We start from the raw sequence: 21,163 nt of genomic DNA on the forward strand, positions 1-21,163 counted from the left end.
GTCAACATAACAGCGGTATTGAGCAGCATATGAGGTAAAAGAGCTGCATAATATGCTTGCCGTTTAGAGCAATCGAGCCATGTTAAATAACAATGACTAAAAATAAAAAAGCTCCAAACTGTACCAAAAAATTCACGGTCTCAACTAAAGCGTGCAAAGCGCCCCACCCAATAGCACTCACGATACATATCCACAAATGAGTGAGTTTAGTGCGCAAAAGCAATCTGATAAAAAAACCTAAAATAAAGGTTTCGATTACCGGAGCAAGAATTATATAACCAAAAAAGTCTGCGAATGTAACCACCGCTTCAGCTTCATTACTTGGCCCCCAGCCAAAATTAAACAGGCTATCTATAAGATAAATGAACGCTAATATTATAAATGAGCCAAGCAAGGCAATCCCTCCCGCAAAGACGCAATATAACGCGAAAGGAGAACCTTTTTTAAGTAGTACAGATCTTAGTTTGGCTTGCATTACACTCAAGGCTGTTAACTCGATAAGATTTTCATAGGTAGACTTAATATCGGGTTTTCTGAGTCGGCAAAGTGCATCATCACCGCAACGTGCCCGGCCACAACCAAAGCATACATTACCGCAGAGAACCCTTGACCGTATTTATCCAAAGGCACAAGGTGTGAAAAGTGGCGGCCGCGCCATTCAAACACAATTTCCAGCGCACCAATAAATAAGAAAAATACTAATAGCATTAAACCAAAGGTGTAGCTTATCCATAAACCAAATAACACACCAAGTAAGCACACACTCAAGCCAACCCATGAGCGCATTGAAAAGCTTATGCTTTTTAATACATGACCACCATCAAGCGGTAAAATGGGCAATAAGTTAAATAAGTTAAGTAAGGCACTGAGCACCGCGACACCTGCGAAAACCTCCATCTCAGTGGCGTAATAAAGTACCACGCCAAGTACCGAGGTGATCAAACCAAACGCGGGCCCCATAAGTGAGATAACCACATCCTGCCAACGGGTAGTAATTTTATCGTCGCTGACGGCAAGGCCGCCAACAAACGGAATTAAGTAAATACCTTTAGTTTTTATGCCAAAATACTGCATAGCTCTAACATGACCATATTCATGCACCACTAAGCAAGCAATCAGCATTAAGGCAAATTCAAAGGTAAACAACCAAGCATAGCCAGCAACGGATGCTCCAGCCAATGCAACCTTGACAACTTTAGCACTTTTAAACAACTTAAAGCCTAACGCAAATAAACCTAATAGTCCTTGTTTGGGTTTACTTTTTTCAATAGGAGGAATTGCTAACTTTTGTACCAGCTGTTCGTTTACATACAAAATTAAGCTATGTTCATTAACCTGCGCAGTATCAAAGCCAACCACTTTATCGTCTAGATTAAACTCAAAATAATTTTCTCTTGGATTTTCAAAAGCAATGGCTTGTTGATGATGAAATATTTGTACTATTTTTTGCCCAGATAACACCAAGCTATAAGGTTGCTCTGCAAGTGTGAGTTGTATTTTGATCATATTTTTTTACCTTAAAAGCAATGCGTGCATTATACCTATTTTTTAAACCTAAATAGTGAATTTATTTTAGCCGTAATACTGACTTTTTTATTTTATTCTACTACTTTTAAGTGGTTGGGTAGTTTTCAATCAAGGAGTGACGATGTCTAAATTAGCCCGTAATATACTGGTAGTCGATGATTCGAAAGCTATTTTAGTCGTGATGGAGGCTATTTTAAGTGAACTAGAAGTGCCCCATGTTACTACCTGCCTAAGTGCTCAAGAAGCCCTGGATAAAGTTAAACAATCACCGCAACGATTTGATGCCGTATTCACTGATTTGAACATGCCTGAAATGGATGGCATGGAGCTTATTCGTCATTTAGGTGATATAAATTACACTGGTGCAATTGTTATTATTTCTGAAATGGACCTTAAAGTCATCGACTTAGCTGCTGATTTAGCTAAAAAAAGTAATGCGCACCTGATTGGTAATATCGCAAAACCCGTTCAACTAAGCCAAGTTCATACCTTACTAAAGAAACTAGAGCACTTAGCTTGCCATATTGAAAAACCGATTGAACCAATCACTGAAGCACGATTACTACATGCAATCAGTCATAACGAAGTGACGCCTTATTACCAACCAAAAGTAAACCGCCATACAAATAAAGTGGAAAGCGTAGAGGTGCTAGCGCGTATTACTACCGCTCAAGATGAAGTCATTTTACCTGAACGCTTCATATGTGTTGCGGAACAGTTAGACTTAATAAACCTGATCACTTTTCAACTATTTGAAAAAGCCACCAATGAATTTAGTGCCCTAAAAAATAGTTTAGGGTATAAATTTAAATTAGCGTTTAACCTATCTCCCTGCCAATTAGAAGATTTAAGCTGCCCTGATAAGCTCGCACTTATATTGCAACTTAATAACTTAACCCCTAGTGAAATTATATTAGAGATCACCGAGCAATATGCGTTATGTAGTAATGCACAACTAGAAACCTTAAATCGACTAAGAATACGCGGCTTTGATATTTCCTTAGATGATTTTGGCATTGGCTTTACCAATGTTAATCAGCTAAAAACACTTCCTTTTACTGAGGTTAAAATTGACCGCACTCTGATAAGCCACATCGATACAGATCAATTCGCCCAAGTCGTTACCAGCAGTTTAGTGAACATTGCCATTCAAAGGGACATAGCAATCGTCGCAGAAGGTATTGAACGCATCGAAGAGCTTGAATATTTGGATCGTTTTAAAGAGTTTATTTTAATGCAGGGGTTTTTAATTTGTCGCCCTAAAGTTAAAAGCGAATTTGTCCACTGGGCTAAGTCATGGCTACAAATGGTGGGGAATTCAAGCAGCAGCTGATGCTACTTTTTGTAATTTTGCTCGTCACCACTGAGTAGCTTATCGCTTGCCGCTAATCGTTGCCGCCAACGCTGCTTTGCCACAACTTGCATATTTGCAGATTGATCATGCTCATCGATAATTTCAAGCCCCATCAAGGCTTCTATCATATCTTCGAGTGTAATAATTCCTTGCACTTCACCATACTCATCAATCACTAAACAAATATGTGTACGCTCTGCCAGTAAAGTGTGCAATAAGGTTGGCACATAGAGTGTTTCTGGAACGGTATAGATAGGCTTAACTAATTTGCTTATTTTGTAATCTTCACCCAAACGGTGATAGGCCAACATGATGTCATTTTTATGTACAAAGCCGATAATATCATCACCGTTTTTATCATAAACCAGTACCCGCGAAAATGATGACGAGCCATGCTCGGCTAAATATTGATGAACTGTTAAATCTTTATGTACTTTAAATAGCACTGTACGCGGGGTCATTATTGAGTCTAATTTGGCGTGGCGAAAATGTAACAGGCTGCGAATTATTTCAGATTCTTCTTGATGTAAAGCCCCAGATTCAGAGCCGATATCAGCCATTGCTTCAATTTCTTGGCGAATATAGAATGCTTCATCGTAATTACGACCCAATAAGCTAGTTAACTTGTCAGCAAACCACACAAAAGGTTTTAACACCCATACTAGGTAGACCAAACCTTGTGCTACGACTGGAGTTAAAGCGCGCCAATGATTCGCCCCTAAAGTCTTTGGAATAATTTCAGACAATACTAATACCAATAGCGTCATTATCGCAGAGGCAATACCCACGGCTGCGTCAGAAAAAACCACCGCGGCTTGCGCCCCAACCCCTGCCGCACCGGCTGTATGGGCAATCGTATTTAATGTTAAAATGGCCGCTAACGGTTGATCTACATTCTGCTTTAGCTTTTCTACCCGCTTTGCAAGTTTTGGTTTTTGCTTGCGTAGTAAAGCAACATAACTAGGGGTAATACTTAGCAATACGGCTTCCATGATCGAACATAGGAAGGATATGACTATGGCAGCTAGCATGTAAACAATTAATAACGTCATTCAATTTCCCTCATAACTAGACTAATGAGCATCCTAACAATACATGCTATATTTAGCCAAATTTCGTTCACAGGCTTAATTATGACATCTATTTTAGCTGTAAAACCTTATCGCAACTATGTTGCAAAAATACTCAGCGTTTTGGCACTATGCAGTGCAACGGGCTCTGCTTTAGCGGCCCCTGTTGATAAAAATAATATTGCATTTATTGGTCCACTTGGCGAGCAAATGCAGCTTAAGCCTTATCAAACACAGCATCATGATGCGATTATCAATAATCTATTGCCTCGCTTACAAGCAGACACCAAAACAGTCTCAGTATTTGGCAAACAGCATAAATGGCAAACATTAAGTAATATCAATGCACTGACTTTAGCCGGTGTACAGGGGTTAAAGTTTACTGTTAAAAGCGAGCGCTTTAGTCAAGGTACCCTTAAGCTAAATGGTATTGAGCAAGCGCAAGTATTTATTAATGGCCAGAAACAAAACGGTAAAAAGCACAGCTATGAACTAGCTTTTGCAACTGGCGAGCATCAAGTTGTGATCATTGCTGAGCAAGTTGCGAATTGGCATGACCTTGAAATAGAGTTTAACCCCGAATCAGAGCTTGATAACATTACGATTAGCCAACAACCAAAACGCACCTTATCGGCTAAACAACTATTTGATGCACCGACAATTAGCATGCTTTCCCTCGCACCTGATGCTAAGCACTATATTAGTAGTAAGCGCCATTACAGTGATAAAACAGGCAACCAAGCGCAAATAGTCACTGAGCTTAAAAATCAAGATGATGAAGTTGTGTATCGGTTTGAATCCGGCCAACCTAGCAATGTTATTTGGAGCCCAGATAATAACTCTGTGATTTATTTACTAGATGGCCAACTGAAACAGCTGGATCGTGAAACCCTATCGCTTAACGTCATAGCCAGCGACCTTGAAGGAGCCAGTGGCTTTGCATTTTATGATAACCACAGTTTAATTTATGCTTGGTCAAAGTCGCCCACTCCAGATAACGGATTAACTAAACATTACCGAGGTTTACAAGATCGCTGGTCTTACGCACGCACTACAACACAAGCTTATTTACTTGATATTAACTCAGGTTTGAGTAAAGCCTTAAGTGAAGGGCCACTGAGCCACCAGATTGAAGATTTTAATAGTGAGCAAAGCACTGTATTACTCAGCCGTAGCGCTCAGGCTATGGAGGCATCTACCCATCCAGTAACAACGTTAGTAGAAGCAGATATTGAATCAGCAAAGCAAACAGTTATTGGTCAATTTAAAACTTTCAATCAAGCAAAATACACAACTAAGGGTGTCTACATAATTGCAGGGCCTGACTTTAAAGATGGTTTAGGGCGCAATATCCCACGTGATATGCTCGCCAACAACTATGATGGCCAACTATATTTACTTAACTCAGATGGTACACAAGCCAAAGCATTGAGCAAAAATTTTGACCCTGCCATTAGCCAATTAAATGTGCTCAAAAACGGTGATGCGATTTTAAAAGTAACTGAGCAAGACACGCAACAGCTGTATTTATTTGATTTAAGTAAAAGCCGATTTAACAAGCTGAACACAAAGCTAGATGTGGTAGAACAATTTAGTGTTGCAAAAAACCGCTCGCCAGCCATCTTATATAGTGGAACAACAGCATCTGCACCGCAACAACTCAAACGCTTAAATATAAATAAAAATAGAGCAACAACAATATGGGACTCAAAGCCATTAGCTTATACTGATACTAACATCCCAAAGCTTGAAGAGTTTAACTTTACTAATCAACAAGGTGTAGAAATTAAAGGCCGCGTATACCTACCCACCAATTTAGATAAATCAAAGAAATACCCTGCCTTGATTTATTACTATGGCGGCACATCTCCTGTATCACGAGGTTTTACAGGCCGCTACCCGTTTAACTTATGGGCAGAGAATGGTTACATCGTTTACGTTGTACAACCTACTGGTGCTACCGGTTTTGGCCAAGAGTTCTCAGCTAAGCATGTTAATGCCTGGGGCGAACACACCGCTGACGATATTATCCAAGGTACACAAGCTTTACTTGCACACTACTCATTTATTGATAACAACCGTTTAGGTAATTTAGGCGCATCATATGGCGGCTTTATGACCATGCTTCTTGCAACTAAAACCGATATGTTTAGTGCATCAATTGCCCACGCTGGGATTTCCAATATTACCTCCTATTGGGGGCAAGGTTGGTGGGGCTATTTATACTCAGGCGAAGCATCTAAAAATAGTTTTCCTTGGAACAATAGTGATTTATATAGCCAACGTAGCCCGGTTTTTCATGCCGATAAAGTAACGACGCCTTTACTATTATTACACGGTGACTCAGACACAAACGTACCAGTCGGCGAAAGTCATAATATGTATACAGCACTGAAACTACTAGGCAAAGACGTAGACCTTATTGAGTACAGGGGTGCAGATCATCAAATTTTTGCCCGTGATAAACGCTTTAACTGGTGGGATACTATGCTCGCTTATTTTGATAAGCACTTAAAAGATGAGCCACAATGGTGGCAATATTTATACCCTGCCAAATAACGTTTTAGCCGAAAGAAAGAAAATAGGTTATTTTCTTTCTTTCGTTTTGTGCAAAAAAACCATAAAAAATCCCCTTTCTGCACTCTCCCCTTTTATTAATGAGTGCTAACATAGAGTTATCATTAAAGGTAATTAAGATACTATGACTATTCATGTTTTACTGGTTGAAGATGACGAATTATTAGTCAAGCGCATCATCAATCACTTTGCTCAAACTGAGTTTCACATTGAAATTGACGCAACAGGTGCGTCAGCTTTGGAGCTAGTTCGCTGCCGTGAAAACAACCACAATGCAATTTCACTCGCCATTGTTGACATAGTCTTACCTGAGCGAGATGGCCTTCACCTTGCAAAAGAGCTAAACACACTAACTAATATTGGTGTCATCATGCTATCAAGCCGTGACTCACAAGCAGATAGAATTGCAGGCCTTGCACAAGGTGCTGATGATTATATTTGTAAGCCTGTCGATTTGTTAGAGCTTGAACTTCGTATGCGAGCGCTATATAAACGCCTAAAAAGTAATAATGATAACGATGAAAGCGAAGAGTTTATTGAATACGCAGACTTTAAACTGCATCCAGATAACCGCACTCTAATTACAACCAACGGCATTGAATCACGCCTGACAGAAGCAGAACACAAAGTACTTATTTGCTTAATTTCCAATGCCGGAAAAGCCACCCCAAGAGAAAAGATCTCCGAAGAAATAGGCCAACCAGATTGGAGCCCTAATGACCGCACTGTTGATGTTTTGATTGGCCGACTACGTAAAAAGCTCAGTGACGAAAAAGACCAAAAACGCATTGTTACCGTGCGTGGTAAAGGTTATATGTTGTCTATTTAGTTTTATTGCTTTTAGTTCAAGCAGCCCTAAATAGTAACCGTGTATTTACGTTTAACTTTTTAATCAATCGTTGCAAACACCTTTAGCCACCACCTGAACGTATTTAACCTGAACTTCGATAAGATATAATGAAATACATGAGGCTTTTATTCACTGATTCGTTTTATTTAGTGCAATTCAAACAAAAGGTGAACAAAAAACATCACCAAAAAGCCAATGTGGTTTATAAATAATTTAGGGGTCACCCATGAGTAGAGAAGATTTAGCAGTACTATTTATTTTCTTTCTTATCGTAGCTAGTGGTGTAGCTAAGTTAATAAAAAAGTTAACATTATTGCATGAAGAAACAGCAGCTAAGTTAAACTTTTTAATTGCCAATAACCGTGAAAATTATCCATCTACATCAATGCTGGATAGCGAGCACATAGACTCAATTTTGCGAGAAAAACACGAAGTCAGCGTAAAAAAATTAAAGAAGCGCTTTTATTGCACTTCTACCCAAGCTGAGACGCTCATTACTCAAGTGAAGGCACAATTCAAGCATCACTGATGACTATTCGCCTTGCTAGTATTGTGTTAACTGGTGAATCAAGCGTTCAAAAGCCCTGTAATTCAGGGCTTCTTTTAGCTCAATTAAACTGATATTTGTTTGCCCTTTTAAATCACCGATCGTCCGCGCAACTTTAATAACCCGATGATATGAACGCGGCGATAGCGACAGCTTCTCACTGGCTTTGGCTAAAAACTCTAATTCGGCTGGAGCCAACGCACAATGCTCGCTCATTTCTTTATTGTTAAGTCGGGCGTTCACTTTTCCCTGACGTGTTAATTGAATATTATAAGCAGCCTCTACCCGAGCGCGTACTGTCGCACTACTTTCTTCCTCTTCGGTGCTTTGTAACTGCATACTATTTAACCGTGGTAGTTCTATTTGTAAGTCAATACGGTCGATAAAAGGCCCTGATACTCGAGAGAGATAACGCATTACTTGATCAGGCGTTGCCCGCTTATCATTATGACACCCTGTAGGGCTTGGGTTTAATGCCGCGATAAGTTGAAATTGCGCGGGAAACTCCATTTGTCGTGCAGCCCTTGAAATAGTTACCGTGCCGGTTTCCATAGGCTCACGCAAAGAGTCGAGCACTTTTCTTTCAAATTCAGGGAGCTCATCAAGGAATAAAACACCATTGTGTGCTAATGATATTTCCCCCGGTTTGGGGTTAGATGAGCCGCCAACTAAAGCCACTGCTGAACAGGTATGATGGGGACTACGAAAGGGTCGTTTACGCCAGTTCGTTAAATCGATAGATTGGCCAATGATAGAATAGAGCGCGGCACTTGAGAGGGCTTCTTCATCAGACATACTCGGCATTATTGTAGGCATACGCTGCGCGAGCATCGATTTACCGGTACCTGGCGGCCCTAAAAATAGCAAATTATGGCCACCAGCAGCTGCGATTTCTAATACTCTTTTAGCCCCCGGCTGACCCTTAACATCACTTAAATCATGAATAAAATGCGTATTATTAACGCGCTGCGCATATTCGATATTTAAAGGCAGTGGTTGTTGATTCAGCAAGTCATTCCACACATCTTGAATGGAGTAAACAGCTTTACGAGCCACGCCATTAACCAAACTGGCTAAACTGTCATTTACCGCGGGTAAAAAACAACACCGCCCTTGCTCCTTAGCCGCTAATACAGAGGGCAGAATGGCATTCACACCTCGTACTTCGCCATTGAGTGCAAGCTCACCGTAAAACTCATAACGCTCGAGCTCATTACAGATCACTTGCCCTGAGGCAACGAGAATCCCCACAGCAATTGCTAAATCAAAACGACCACCATCTTTTGGCAGATCTGCTGGGGCTAGGTTTACCGTAATCCTTTGATCTGGAAAACCAAATTGAGAGTTTTCTAATGCACTACGTACGCGGTCTTTCGCTTCTTTAACTGACGCTTCAGGCAGCCCAACTATATGAAAGGCTGGTAAACCATTACCTAAGTGAACTTCCACCATCACTTCTGGTGCTTGTATTCCAATTTGTGCGCGAGAATAAATACGTGCTAACGACATCCTTTGTCCCTGTAATTTAACCTTTATTACAGTCTAGTCAGGATATTTAAAAATATGTAGTGTTAGATGCCATTTCATTGCTGCAAGGCGTAAAAATAAAGTGGTCAGCATAGCTAATACCATCGCAACTTCGGTCATCACATTAAATGCAATGCTTTGCGTATACACAAATCCACCCGCAATACAGGTAATTGCGTATAACTCCCCCTTTAAAAGCATGGGAATGTTGCCTGCTAATACATCGCGGATCATCCCCCCAAAACACCCGGTGATGATTCCCATAATAATCGCCGTCATTGCTGGCATGCCTGCTAGTAATGCTTTTTGTGCTCCCATCACAGCAAAAAATGCCAAACCAAAAGCATCAGCAACATGTAAGTGATATAACGGAATAGACTTTTGCTTATTAATCAATCGTGCCGTAACAAACACCGACGCTAAGATAGCAACAAAATAACTTTGATCATGTAACCAAAATACCGGCACATCTAAAATCAAATCACGTAGCGTCCCTCCACCAATAGCAGTAACTGTTGCCAGTACCACCACACCAAAGCCATCCATTTTTTTATCAAACGCAATTAAAGTACCCGACACCGCAAACACGGCTACGCCGATTAAATCAAACCAGTGATAAAGTTCCGTCATAGTTGTCGCTAAAAAGTGATCTATGTAATTGTTTTAACACAATCATCACACAGTTTTAAGCTATCTTGAGAAATAATTCACGTGCAAAAATCTTACTCACTACTTTGCACGGTTAAACATTCTTTTTTATACAATTGCGCATACCTTATAATCAAGGTCACGCCACGTAATAACATAAAGCAGGTCATTGCCAGCCATAAACCATGGTTTTGCCAGCCACTAAAAAGTAAAAACACACCGAAAAAGCCAACTCCAGCCGAGATAATCATGGTATTTCTCATATCTTTCGCGCGTGTTAAACCAACAAAAACGCCATCAAATAAAAAACATCCCATCGCCGCAATTGGCAATACAATTAACCAAGGAAGGTACGTATTTGCAGCACTGATAACTTCGGGTACATCGGTTAATAAAGAAATAATTTGCGAACCGAACAAGGCAAAAAATACACTGTATGCAAAGGCAAATATAACCCCCCAAAACAGACTTACCTTAACCCATAGATGAATTTTGCGTGCGCTATTTTGTCCTTTAGCGTGACCCACTTTAGCCTCACTGGCGTAGGCTATGCCATCTAGTGCAAAACTGACTAACATTAAAAAGTTCAGCAAAACGGCATTTGCCGCCAAGGTTACCTCGCCAATACGCGCACCGTAAAAAGTCATAAAACTAAAGCAAAGCTGTAAGATCAGTGAGCGAATAAAAATATCGCGATTCAAACTGAGTAAATCCTGCATTTTGGTAACACTGAACCAATTGCCTATAAAAAGAGGCACTGCCATTTTGTTTGCTAACTTAAGTACCATACAAAGCGCAAATATAAGCGCGGTATAATCCGCAATCACCGAGGCCCAAGCAGCTCCCGCTACTTGCCAATCTAAAAAGACCACAAAATAGACATCTAATACAATATTTGTAATATTGGTCACTAACAATAAGTAAAAAGGTCCGCGGCCATAATGTACGCCGAGCATCCAAGCCAATAATACTAAATTACATAGCGCTGCAGGTGCGCTAAATATACGAATATCAAAATAACTATAGGCTTGCTGTAAGACCTCGCTATTTGATCCGGATAAAAAAGCGATAGCCTGTTTTATTAATGGCGAGCAAGCTAACAATGAGAAAGCAACAATTAATGCCAACACTAAACTACGTTTTAATAGACCGGCCAATAGCTCCACATCTTGTTTACCATAAGCCTGTGCGACAAGCCCTGTGGTACTCATTCTTAAAAAGCCTGCAAGCCAAAATAGTAATGAAATTACCGAGGCACCCAGGGCAATACCAGCAAGATAATGGGCACTGCCAAGATGACCAATTACCGCAGTATCAACAATTCCTAACAATGGCACGGTTATATTTGATAGTATCATTGGACCCGCTAACAACAGCAAGCTTTGATGGTGTGCCTTATGACGTTTAAGAAATTGTTTCACTGTGTTTTTTCAATCCTATTTTGGTTATCTTTACCTGCCAAGAGCGCAGTTATTTTACAGTACCACCATGTGAGCGAAACGCTACCAGCAGTCACCAGCATTAGCGCCAACACATTCACAGAGCACCTTAGCTATTTGCAGCAACATGACTTTAAAGTAATACCGCTCAATGAATTATTAACAACCTTGCAAGCAGGGCAAAGTTTACCAGATAAAACGGTCGCAATTACATTTGATGATGCTTATAACAATAACTATGAACAAGCAGCGCCTATTCTGGAAAAATTTAACTTTCCTTATACCATCTTTGTTAACCCAAAGCTTATAGATGAAGGAAAACGCTATGTTATGGGGTGGGATAAGTTAAGAGAGCTCGCCAAAAAAGGGGCGTTAATCAGTAATCATAGCGCCCAACATGATTACTTACATAAAAAGTATGAAGGTGAAAGCGATACGCAATGGCAATCACGTATTAAGCAAGATATTTTATCTTCACAACAGCGCATTAAAGAAGAAATTGGCCATGACTATAAGTACCTAGCATATCCTTATGGAGAATTTAACAATCAACTACAAGCTCTGGTGAAAGAACTTGGCTTCATTGGCATAGGTCAACACTCAGGCGCACTAAATGCAGAGTCAGATTTCAGCCGCCTGCCCCGTTTTCCTGCATCTGGGTTCTATAGCAAATTAGATACTTTAATAACTAAGTTGAATTCTCGTGCCTTTTCTATCAAAGAGCTTGTTTACACCGATAGTGTTACCCAGCAAAATCCACCTCAAATTAGTATTACTTTTAATATGGGGGGTTTTCACAAAAGCCAACTAGCTTGTTATGTGTCGGGGGTAGGCCAAGCAAAACTTGATTGGACCAGCGATGATACTGTAACTGTTAGCTCCCCGAAAAAGCTTAGCCAAGGGCGCTCTCGTTTTAATTGTACAGCACCATCTAAGCAGTATAAGGGGAGTTATTACTGGTTTTCACAACCTTGGGTTATTGTAAAGTAACCTGCTTACGCGCGTTGTTTTTGCGCGTGTAGTAGTAACTTATGTGCCACTTTATCCAGTGGCACAACATCAGTCGCAGCATTTAATTCTATGGCGGCTTTTGGCATTCCCCACACAACCGACGTTAACTCATCTTGCGCTAAGGTATAGGCGCCATGCTGTCTTAGTGCTAATAAACCTTGAGCCCCATCACTTCCCATACCTGTCAACAATGCAGCAACGGTATTTTTCGGGCAAACATTCACTAATGAATTAAATAAAGTATCTACTGCAGGTCGATGACGATTAACCGGCGTAGATTCATCTAACTGACAATACAGGTTCATACCTTGCTTAATAACGGTGAGGTGTTTATCACCTGGGGCAATATAAGCTAAACCAGCTACGAGCTTATCGCCGTGTTCAGCCTCTTTTACATTAATCGCACAGGTTCTATCCATTCGCTGCGCAAAAGAACTGCTAAAAACGGGAGGAATATGTTGCGTAACAACTATCGGCGGGCAGTTTTTTGGCATTCTAAGTAGTACTTCTTTAATCGCTTCTGTGCCGCCTGTTGATGCGCCAATTGCTAAAACAGCTTTTATATCAAATTCGGTGATAGCCGATGCATCTAACGGTTTTTCTTGCATTACTTTAAATGACCGAACCCGAGCTGAGGCTGCGGTGCGTACTTTTTGTTGCACTAATTGGGTGTACTGGGCAAATTGTTGCGAAACATTAACACTTGGCTTTGCAATAAAATCAACGGCCCCAAGCTCCAAAGCCTCTAACGTTATTGGTGAGCCTTTTTTGGTTAGGGTAGAAATCATCACCACTGGCATAGGCCGCAGTCGCATTAAATTTTTTAAAAAGCTGATCCCGTCCATTTTCGGCATTTCAATATCAAGTGTAATTACGTCAGGGTTTAGCTGTTTAATCATCTCACGCGCTTGATATGGATCTTCCGCACAACCAACCACGGTTAAATCTTTCGCTTGATTCAGCACTTCTGTTAGTAGCTGCCTGATCAAGGGCGAATCATCGATAACCAATACTTTGATCATACTCCCCCCTAAAATAGTTCGATATCTGTTTGCGAGTCTTGTTTTTCGATATCATGTAAATAACGTATTTCACGTTTTTCCAGCGCATCACTGTGCATATCTCGTAACTTTTTCACTTGTGCTTTGCCTGTTTGCGGATTAAATAATACCTTTCTTGGCCAAGGCCCTCCCACATCATGAGATACCAGTTCAAGCCCTTCTTCTTTAACATACGCAGAGGCAAAACGAATATTGCCAAGCCCTATGTCTGTCATCGAGCGAATTATTTTCCCGCCTCCAAACAACTTTATCTTTAAATTTTGCCGAGAAGCGCCATTTTTAAGCACTTCGTTAATCAAAAACTCCATGGCCCAATTGCCGTAGCGGCAATTTAAACTATGCGCATTACTGTAGTCAGCCCCTTTTTCCATGGGGAGCATAAAGTGATTCATGCCTCCAATGCCCAAACGGTCATCATAAACACATGCTGCAATACACGAACCCAGTACGGTCGATATTAATTCATTATGCTTAGAAACATAAAACTCGCCAGGCAAAACTTTGGCAACAACATGTTGATGACCCGCGTCCCAAAACCGCTTTACATGCTCAAAGCCGGGTAATACAGGTTTAAGACTCTGCTTCATGCAACACCTTTTGATACATAGTTCGACCTAAATTCTTAAATTCACTATGCTCCTTACCCATAGTTTCAGAGTGACCTAAAAATAAATGCCCATGGGGCGCTAAAATATTACAATAACGTTGGAACAACTGATCTTTGGTTGCCTTATCAAAATAAATGACAACATTGCGACAAAATATTACATCAAAGGGCCCTTTCATCGGCCAATCTTGAAGCAAATTTAACCGCTTAAAATATATATTTTTTTGTAACTCCGGCTTTACTTTAAAGAGTTCACCATTTTTACTTTTTAAAAACCAACGCTGTAAATGATGCTGCTCAAGACCATTCACATTCGCTGCGGTGTAACTTCCCGACTGCGCTTTTGCAAGTACATTAGAATCTAAATCGGTGGCGAGTATTTTTATATCCCAATTAGTTGGAAATAACTCATTTAATGTCATGGCCAAGGTGTAAGGTTCTTCACCACTCGAGCACCCAGCAGACCACACTCTTACTCGTTTTGTCTGTTTATTGGCTTGTAACAACGCAGGAACAATGTGTGACTTTAAATATTCAAAGTGGTGAGCTTCACGAAAAAAAGACGTTAGGTTTGTAGTAATCGCATTAATAAAATCACTAAACTCTTGCTCTTTATGAGCATCTAAATAATCTAAATACTGTTTGAAACTATCTAATTGCAAGCGGCGAATTCGTCGAGCTAAACGAGAGTAAACCATTTCTCGCTTATGCTCGCCAAGTACAATTCCGCAGGCGCTATAAACCAATGATGCGATTTTTTTAAAGTCACTATCTGTTAATAAAAACTCTTTCATAGCTTGCGCCCGATATACAATAGTAAAAATAGCCTGGCACTGGCAGCTCTAATTAAACAAGAAACTGCCTGTACTTTACGCTAAAACTCTTCCCACTCGTCCGCGGGATCGGCGAAGTTGTTACCTCGAGGCGCACTACGAATATTTTGGCTATGCCCTGTTACTGGCGATTTTATAGCAGGGGTTGATTCGATCGTTTGAGTCATTTCCTGCTGGCTTAGAGAAAAGAAATTAAGCAACCGGCGCATATCATTTGCTTGCTCCGACATGGATTCACCTGCGGCTGATGCTTGCTCAACTAATGCAGCATTTTGTTGCGTCATTTCGTCCATTTGCGATATAGCTTTATTAACTTGCTCAATACCGGCACTTTGCTCTTCAGATGCCTCCGATATATCCGAAATCATCTCCGTCACTTTTTGCACTGAACTTACAATATCTTGCAATGTTGCACCGGACTCATTGACTAATAACGTTCCATCTTCCACTTTACCAACACTGTCTCTTATTAACTCTTTAATTTCTTTTGCGGCACCAGCAGAGCGTTGTGCGAGGTTACGTACTTCACCCGCTACAACAGCAAAACCACGTCCTTGCTCTCCTGCTCGGGCGGCTTCAACAGCAGCATTGAGCGCAAGCAGATTGGTTTGAAATGCGATTTCATCAATAACACTGATAATGTCAGCAATTTTCTTACTTGATTCATTTATTGCTGACATACTAACAACCGCGCGGTTAACTACTTCACCGCCTTGTAACGCCTTATCACGCGTTTCTGCCGCTAAGCCATTAGCGACTTTGGCATTGTCAGCATTTTGCCTAACCGTACTGGTCATTTCTTCCATACTTGAAGCTGTCTCTTCAAGGGATGATGCTTGCTCTTCTGTACGCTGACTTAAATCAGCATTACCTTGAGATATTTCTTCAGCACCACTGGCAACCATAGTCGCGGAGGAATTAATGCGATTAATCACCTCTGTTAGCTTGTCAGCGGTTGTATTCGCATCGGTTTTTAATTTATCAAATGAGCCTTGATACTCTTTTTCTATCCGTATAGATAAATCACCGTTAGCCATCGCAGCAAGCATTTCCCCTGTATCTGCAACAGCTGCATCTACGATGGAGATTAGACTATTGAGCCCTTTTGCTAAGCGTAAAAAGAACCCTTTTTTGTCTTCTACTGATACCCGTGTTTGTAAATCGCCCTCTCCAGCTGCAGTGATTAGATCAGCCATTTCTTTTTCAATTGCAACTTCATCAGTACGATCGCCCCATTCCACCACAGTACCAATTCTTTCTTGTTCAGGGGTGAAAATTGGGTTCGCTACCAAGCTAAAAGTACGTCCGCCTACTAATATTTCTGTTTTATAGGTGGTTTCTAACTTAGCTAGCATATTGCGCTGATGCGCAGGGTTTTTATGAAATACATCAATGTTTTGCCCCATCAACTTACTACTATCAAAATTAGGTAAGTCTTTACGCAAGTCCGATTCAGCTGCTTGCATCATTCTTACTACAGCTTCATTCATATAAATAATATCGTTACTCGCATCAGCAATCATGGTATTGGTTGCGACGCGGTCGAGCGCGCGTCGCACCCGTAAGTTTTCTTCCGCTTCAAGCTTTTCTTGTTCTGCTCGATTCACCGCATCCGTAATATCCTGCCACTCAACAATTGTACCTAAGCGTTCGCCATCGGTTCCAATCCAAGGGGTCGCAATTAAACTAAATATAAGCCCTGCGAGCCTAAGCTCTGCTTTATAAGGCTCAGTTAACTCAGCCAATAACTTTCTTTGGTGGTGTGGATTTTTATGAAAATCATCTACGCATGTGCCAATTAATTTAGCGACAGAAAAGTTAGGTAATACGCTTTGCAGTGCCGTTTCTCTTGCTTGCAACATACGCTGAACTTGATCATTCACATAAACAATTTTAAGGTCATTATCTGCAATCATTACATTCGCTTGGCAAACCATAAGCGCACTGGATAACTGCGAATTTTTGTGAGCTTCAACTTCAGCATGTTTTTGCTCGGTAATATCTGTCGCGTATTTAATGACTTTATAAGGCTTACCATTGGCATCAAAAATGGGGTTATAAGAAGCTTGGATCCACACTTCACTGCCATCTTTAGCAATACGCAAGTATTCACCTGAATCAAAATTTCCTTGACCAAGCTGGCGCCAAAATTCTTTGTATTCACTACTTGCAGCCAACGCTTTAGTAACAAATAAGCGATGGTGCTGACCAACGATTTCATCAAGCTGATAGCCCAAAGTCTGTAAAAAGTTATCATTAGCCGTAATGATGGTGCCATCAAGCTCAAACTCTATTACCGCTTGAGATTTGCTAATTGCTTCAATTTGCCCCTCAGTTTCAGCGACATCATTTTTTTGTTTGGTGATATCTGAAGCAAATTTAACAACTTTGATTACATCACCCTGCTCGTTAATAACAGGGTTATAACTTGCTTGGATCCAGACTTCTTTAGCGTTTTTACCAATGCGTTTAAATTCATCGCTAATGAACTCGCCACTTTTTAAGCGTCGCCAAAACTCTTGGTATTGTGATGATGCTGCTTCATCAGAGTCTATAAACATACTGTGATGCTGACCTTGAATCTCTTCGAGACGATAATCCATCACAGCTAAAAAGTTGTTATTAGCAGTAATAACAGTGCCATTTGGCTCAAACTCAATAACAGCTAACGATTTATTCAATGCAGTTAGAACCAAATCACTTTCTGATTTTGCCCGTTGAGAATTACTAAACCACCCCATGTCCATCACCTTTTATATAACTTTTATTAGCTCGATTAATAGATATTCATATATCCATTGCTTTTTTTAGATCAAGTAATGCAACCATCTTTTCGCCCACATTCACCAATCCTGCAACAAACTCTGAGTTGTCTGACTCTGTAAATGAAGGCACCACCTTCGCATCTTGCTCCATAATGCTATAAACATCAGACACAGCATCTACCGCCATGCCCATAATTTTACTTTGTTGTGCAAACTCAACTTTGACGACAATCACTACTGTTAATGCGTTGTACGCTATACTCGCCAAGCCAAACCTAAGCCTTAAATCAATTATAGGAACTATTGTGCCGCGTAAATTTATTACACCTTTAACGTAATCTGGGGCATTTGGAATTTGCGTAATATCTTCCCAGCTACGGATCTCTTGCACAGTCAAGATATCTACACCGTACTCTTCATCTGCCATAATAAAGGTAAGAAACTGCTTTACCCCCTGTACATTTTCAAGCACCAATTTATTATCTAGTTCACTACTTAGTGCGCTCATGACGCCTCCAAGCTGGCTTGTGATTCAACAATCAACTCTTGACTACCCGGCTTTCTTAAGCCCGATAGTTTGATCAAACCGCTAATATCTACAATCAGCGATACCCGGCCATCACCTAAAATAGTTGCTCCTGAAACACCATCTACTTTTTGATAATTTGCTTCTAAGCTTTTAATCACAACCTGCTGCTGCGATAGTAAGTCATCCACTAATAAGCCTACCTTTTGGTTATCACTTTCAACCACCACTAATAAGGTTTTATCGAGTGTTTCTATGGCATTTTGATGATTAAATATTTTGTATAAACGTAAGATAGGAATGTAATCGTCGCGTAGCCGCAACACGTCTAGGTCTTTACCTACTCGGCTAACTTTAGTGATATCAATTTGCAGCGATTCCACGATAGAAATTAACGGAATGATATACGTATGTTGTGCAACTTTGACTAATTGACCATCCAATATTGCCAATGTCAGCGGCAGCCTAATGGTAAAGGTAGAACCAATGCCTGGCGCAGATGACACTTCAACAGAGCCATTTAACGATTGAATATTACGCCGAACAACATCCATTCCGACCCCACGTCCAGAAAGGTCACTTACTTCATCCGCGGTAGAGAAACCGGGCATAAAAATGAGCTCGTTAACTTCATTATCTGATAATTCATCACTCTCATTAATAAGCCCATTTGAAATGGCTTTTTGTTTTATTTTTTGTGTATTTAAGCCTTGGCCATCATCCATAATTTCAATGACAATATTGCCTCCTTGGTGAAAGGCATTTAGGGTCACAGTCCCGATAGGGTCTTTGCCTGAGGCAATGCGTTGATCAACGGTTTCTAAACCATGATCTAAAGAGTTTCTGACCAAATGCACCATAGGATCAGAAATTTTCTCCATGACCGTTTTATCAAGCTCCGTTTGCTCACCAATTAATTTCAGCTCGACTTGTTTGTTTAATTTTTGTGATATATCTCTGACTAAACGGGGAAACCGGCTAAACACAAAGCTAATTGGTAACATCCGTATGCGCATGACATTTTCTTGTAAATCTCGTGTATTATGAGCGAGCTGAGCTAATCCTTCTTGTAGTGATGTTAAAGTCGCTTCAGTCACTTCTTGCTCTCCTAGCTGACTGAGCATTGCTTGGGTTATAACCAGCTCACCAACCATATTGATTAATGAATCAACCTTATCGATACCCACTCTAATTGACGTTGACTCTGCAGCAGGTGCTGGCGTCTTGTTCACAGCATTCGTTTTACTTTTTGCATGCTCAGCCACCACTACTGTTGATGTCTCCGCTGGCGCTATAGCGGGCTCTGCTGCAGTCTCGTCTGCGGCATCATCGCTTTCATCTGAAAATAACCCGCCGCACATTGTGATGGTTATATCTGCATCGTCTTCTACCCATTCAAATACTTCAGAAATGGCTTTTTCAGATTTGTCGGTATTTAAGAAAAAACGCCACGACAAAAAGCAATCATCCACACTGATATCAGTTATGTCGGGAATTTCATTATGAAATGCAATAATCTCTAAATCACCTAACTCGGCTAATTCACTGATCATATACAGCGGTTCGTTACCGGTTTTAAATAAGTGGTGATGCGGTTTAAAGTCTATTTGATAGGTATTTACTTCGGCTGCGCTCGAAGTAACGGGGTCAGCTTGAGTTGAGGGGGTATCATCAAGTTCTAAAATTTTCTCAAACTGTTTTTTAAGCTCAGTTGACTCACTTAAGTCAGGGGTTTGTTCAGCCTGCAATGAACTTAACATTGCTCTTAAGCAATCCACTGATTTTAGCAATAAATTTACCAATTCAGTGGTTAAAACGCGCTTGCCCTCACGAACCTCGTCTAGCAGCGTTTCTAATACATGAGTAAACTCAGCTACAGAGTCAAAGCCAAAAGTGCCACTCCCTCCTTTAATTGAATGTGCAGCACGAAATATGGTGTTGATTGTTTCTGAATCTTCTTCGCCCGGCACCAAGTTAAGCAGCTCCGCTTCCATGGCATCCAAGCCTTCAAAGCTTTCTTCAAAGAAAACTTCAAAAAACTGACTTAAATCTATACTCATGCCCCGCTCCCTAAATTAGCGAATCACTTTTTTTAAAACCGCTAATAACTGCTCAGGATTAAAAGGTTTTACAATCCAGCCCGTTGCCCCCGCGGCTTTACCTTCTACTTTTTTGTCCATGCCCGACTCTGTAGTCAGCATTAATAAGGGAGTAAACTTATAATTAGGTAACGTGCGCAGCTCTCTAATTAAGGTAATACCATCCATAACAGGCATATTTACATCCGAGATCACAGCGTCAAACCCTTGTTGCTTAGCTATATTCAGCGCCTCACTGCCATCCTTTGCTTCAGTTACATCAAAGCCCGCTTTTTTTAACGTAAAGCCCACCATTTGACGCATCGACGCAGAATCATCCACAGCTAAAATTCTTTTCATATAAACCTCTTAACTTGCATTATCGAGTATTAAATATTCATTTAAACCTAATTGATTGATGGCATTGTTTAGTGGCTCACTTTGCCCAATCCAAATTATTTTGTGGTGAACTGAAAGTAAATGCTTCTGTAATGCACACAATAATTGAATAGAAGCGGTATCAGCACGCGATACCTCACTAATGTCTATACAAACATCATCATTCGTACTGAGTTCATTTAATAAATCTTGATGTAAGGATTCAATTTTAGTGATCGCCAACTCTTCAGGAAGCTTTAACATAAACTAATCACTTTCGTAATTACCTAATTCATAACAAAAGCTTAGACCGAGTTGTAGAAAATGCCATATATGCATTAAAAAAAGAGGAAATTTGTTTGCGG

19 protein-coding genes are annotated in these 21,163 nt (G+C 40.5%); 5 read left to right on the forward strand and 14 right to left on the reverse strand.

Translation table 11 applies throughout. From position 1 onward, the window contains the following. Window positions 1-82: 82 nt before the first annotated feature. Entirely contained in the window at window positions 83-475 is a 393-nt protein-coding gene (locus NQT69_RS17765) for a hypothetical protein (protein ID WP_256828999.1), read from the reverse strand. A 14-nt stretch (window positions 476-489) separates the two neighbouring features. Beyond that, window positions 490-1,506 (reverse strand): metalloprotease, encoded by a 1,017-nt coding sequence (locus NQT69_RS17770; RefSeq protein WP_256829000.1) that lies wholly within the window; start codon window positions 1,504-1,506, stop codon window positions 490-492. Between the two features lie 142 nt (window positions 1,507-1,648). On the opposite strand from NQT69_RS17770, the gene NQT69_RS17775 reads away from it, so the two are divergent. Next, window positions 1,649-2,860: an EAL domain-containing response regulator gene (locus tag NQT69_RS17775; protein WP_256829001.1), complete on the forward strand. Its 1,212-nt coding sequence runs from the start codon at window positions 1,649-1,651 to the stop codon at window positions 2,858-2,860. A gap of 2 nt (window positions 2,861-2,862) precedes the next feature. Here the strand turns inward: NQT69_RS17775 and NQT69_RS17780 are convergent, their stop codons facing one another. Beyond that, window positions 2,863-3,933: a hemolysin family protein gene (locus tag NQT69_RS17780; RefSeq protein ID WP_256829002.1), complete on the reverse strand. Its 1,071-nt coding sequence runs from the start codon at window positions 3,931-3,933 to the stop codon at window positions 2,863-2,865. An 81-nt stretch (window positions 3,934-4,014) separates the two neighbouring features. Between NQT69_RS17780 and NQT69_RS17785 the strand changes: the two genes are divergently transcribed. From NQT69_RS17785 to NQT69_RS17795, 3 genes are all read left to right on the forward strand, one after another. Next, entirely contained in the window at window positions 4,015-6,510 is a 2,496-nt protein-coding gene (locus NQT69_RS17785; protein WP_256829003.1) for an alpha/beta hydrolase family protein, read from the forward strand. Between the two features lie 142 nt (window positions 6,511-6,652). Beyond that, a complete protein-coding gene (locus NQT69_RS17790) occupies window positions 6,653-7,357 on the forward strand; it encodes a response regulator transcription factor (protein WP_256829004.1) in 705 nt (234 codons plus the stop codon). 247 nt (window positions 7,358-7,604) lie between these two features. Then, window positions 7,605-7,907 (forward strand): hypothetical protein, encoded by a 303-nt coding sequence (locus NQT69_RS17795; protein WP_256829005.1) that lies wholly within the window; start codon window positions 7,605-7,607, stop codon window positions 7,905-7,907. A gap of 15 nt (window positions 7,908-7,922) precedes the next feature. On the opposite strand, the gene NQT69_RS17800 is transcribed toward NQT69_RS17795, so the two are convergent. The 3 genes from NQT69_RS17800 to NQT69_RS17810 all read right to left on the reverse strand — a co-directional run bounded on the left by NQT69_RS17800 (window position 7,923) and on the right by NQT69_RS17810 (window position 11,458). Next, the gene (locus NQT69_RS17800) at window positions 7,923-9,434 is read right to left on the reverse strand and encodes a YifB family Mg chelatase-like AAA ATPase (RefSeq protein WP_256829006.1); all 1,512 of its coding nucleotides are present in this window, start codon (window positions 9,432-9,434) and stop codon (window positions 7,923-7,925) included. A 33-nt stretch (window positions 9,435-9,467) separates the two neighbouring features. Further along, window positions 9,468-10,082, reverse strand: a complete 615-nt coding sequence (locus NQT69_RS17805) for a trimeric intracellular cation channel family protein (RefSeq protein WP_256829007.1) — start codon at window positions 10,080-10,082, stop codon at window positions 9,468-9,470. A 92-nt stretch (window positions 10,083-10,174) separates the two neighbouring features. Beyond that, window positions 10,175-11,458 (reverse strand): MATE family efflux transporter, encoded by a 1,284-nt coding sequence (locus NQT69_RS17810; protein WP_372823481.1) that lies wholly within the window; start codon window positions 11,456-11,458, stop codon window positions 10,175-10,177. 39 nt (window positions 11,459-11,497) lie between these two features. On the opposite strand from NQT69_RS17810, the gene NQT69_RS17815 reads away from it, so the two are divergent. Next, a complete protein-coding gene (locus tag NQT69_RS17815; protein ID WP_256829009.1) occupies window positions 11,498-12,529 on the forward strand; it encodes a polysaccharide deacetylase family protein in 1,032 nt (343 codons plus the stop codon). 5 nt (window positions 12,530-12,534) lie between these two features. Here the strand turns inward: NQT69_RS17815 and NQT69_RS17820 are convergent, their stop codons facing one another. The 8 genes from NQT69_RS17820 to NQT69_RS17855 all read right to left on the reverse strand — a co-directional run bounded on the left by NQT69_RS17820 (window position 12,535) and on the right by NQT69_RS17855 (window position 21,062). Further along, window positions 12,535-13,572, reverse strand: a complete 1,038-nt coding sequence (locus NQT69_RS17820; RefSeq protein ID WP_256829010.1) for a protein-glutamate methylesterase/protein-glutamine glutaminase — start codon at window positions 13,570-13,572, stop codon at window positions 12,535-12,537. Between the two features lie 8 nt (window positions 13,573-13,580). After that, complete coding sequence (cheD, locus tag NQT69_RS17825) at window positions 13,581-14,198, reverse strand: chemoreceptor glutamine deamidase CheD (RefSeq protein ID WP_256829011.1); 618 nt, start codon at window positions 14,196-14,198, stop codon at window positions 13,581-13,583. Continuing rightward, window positions 14,182-15,012 carry a CheR family methyltransferase gene (locus tag NQT69_RS17830; RefSeq protein ID WP_256829012.1) on the reverse strand — a complete coding sequence of 277 codons (831 nt, stop codon included), beginning with the start codon at window positions 15,010-15,012 and terminating at the stop codon, window positions 14,182-14,184. The genes cheD and NQT69_RS17830 overlap by 17 nt, the downstream gene beginning before the upstream one ends. Before the next feature lie 80 nt (window positions 15,013-15,092). Further along, entirely contained in the window at window positions 15,093-17,792 is a 2,700-nt protein-coding gene (locus NQT69_RS17835) for a methyl-accepting chemotaxis protein (protein WP_256829013.1), read from the reverse strand. A gap of 46 nt (window positions 17,793-17,838) precedes the next feature. Next, a complete protein-coding gene (locus tag NQT69_RS17840; RefSeq protein ID WP_256829014.1) occupies window positions 17,839-18,324 on the reverse strand; it encodes a chemotaxis protein CheW in 486 nt (161 codons plus the stop codon). Beyond that, entirely contained in the window at window positions 18,321-20,402 is a 2,082-nt protein-coding gene (locus NQT69_RS17845; protein ID WP_256829015.1) for a chemotaxis protein CheA, read from the reverse strand. Before NQT69_RS17845 ends, NQT69_RS17840 begins: the two co-directional genes overlap by 4 nt. A 15-nt stretch (window positions 20,403-20,417) precedes the next feature. Beyond that, window positions 20,418-20,780, reverse strand: coding sequence for a response regulator (locus NQT69_RS17850; RefSeq protein ID WP_064667730.1), 363 nt, complete (start codon window positions 20,778-20,780; stop codon window positions 20,418-20,420). Window positions 20,781-20,789: 9 nt separating this feature from the next. Next, window positions 20,790-21,062 carry an STAS domain-containing protein gene (locus tag NQT69_RS17855; protein ID WP_256829016.1) on the reverse strand — a complete coding sequence of 91 codons (273 nt, stop codon included), beginning with the start codon at window positions 21,060-21,062 and terminating at the stop codon, window positions 20,790-20,792. Window positions 21,063-21,163: the final 101 nt, after the last annotated feature.

This window comes from Pseudoalteromonas shioyasakiensis, assembly GCF_024518675.1.
In the GTDB taxonomy this organism is placed as follows: Bacteria; Pseudomonadota; Gammaproteobacteria; order Enterobacterales; family Alteromonadaceae; genus Pseudoalteromonas; species Pseudoalteromonas shioyasakiensis_B.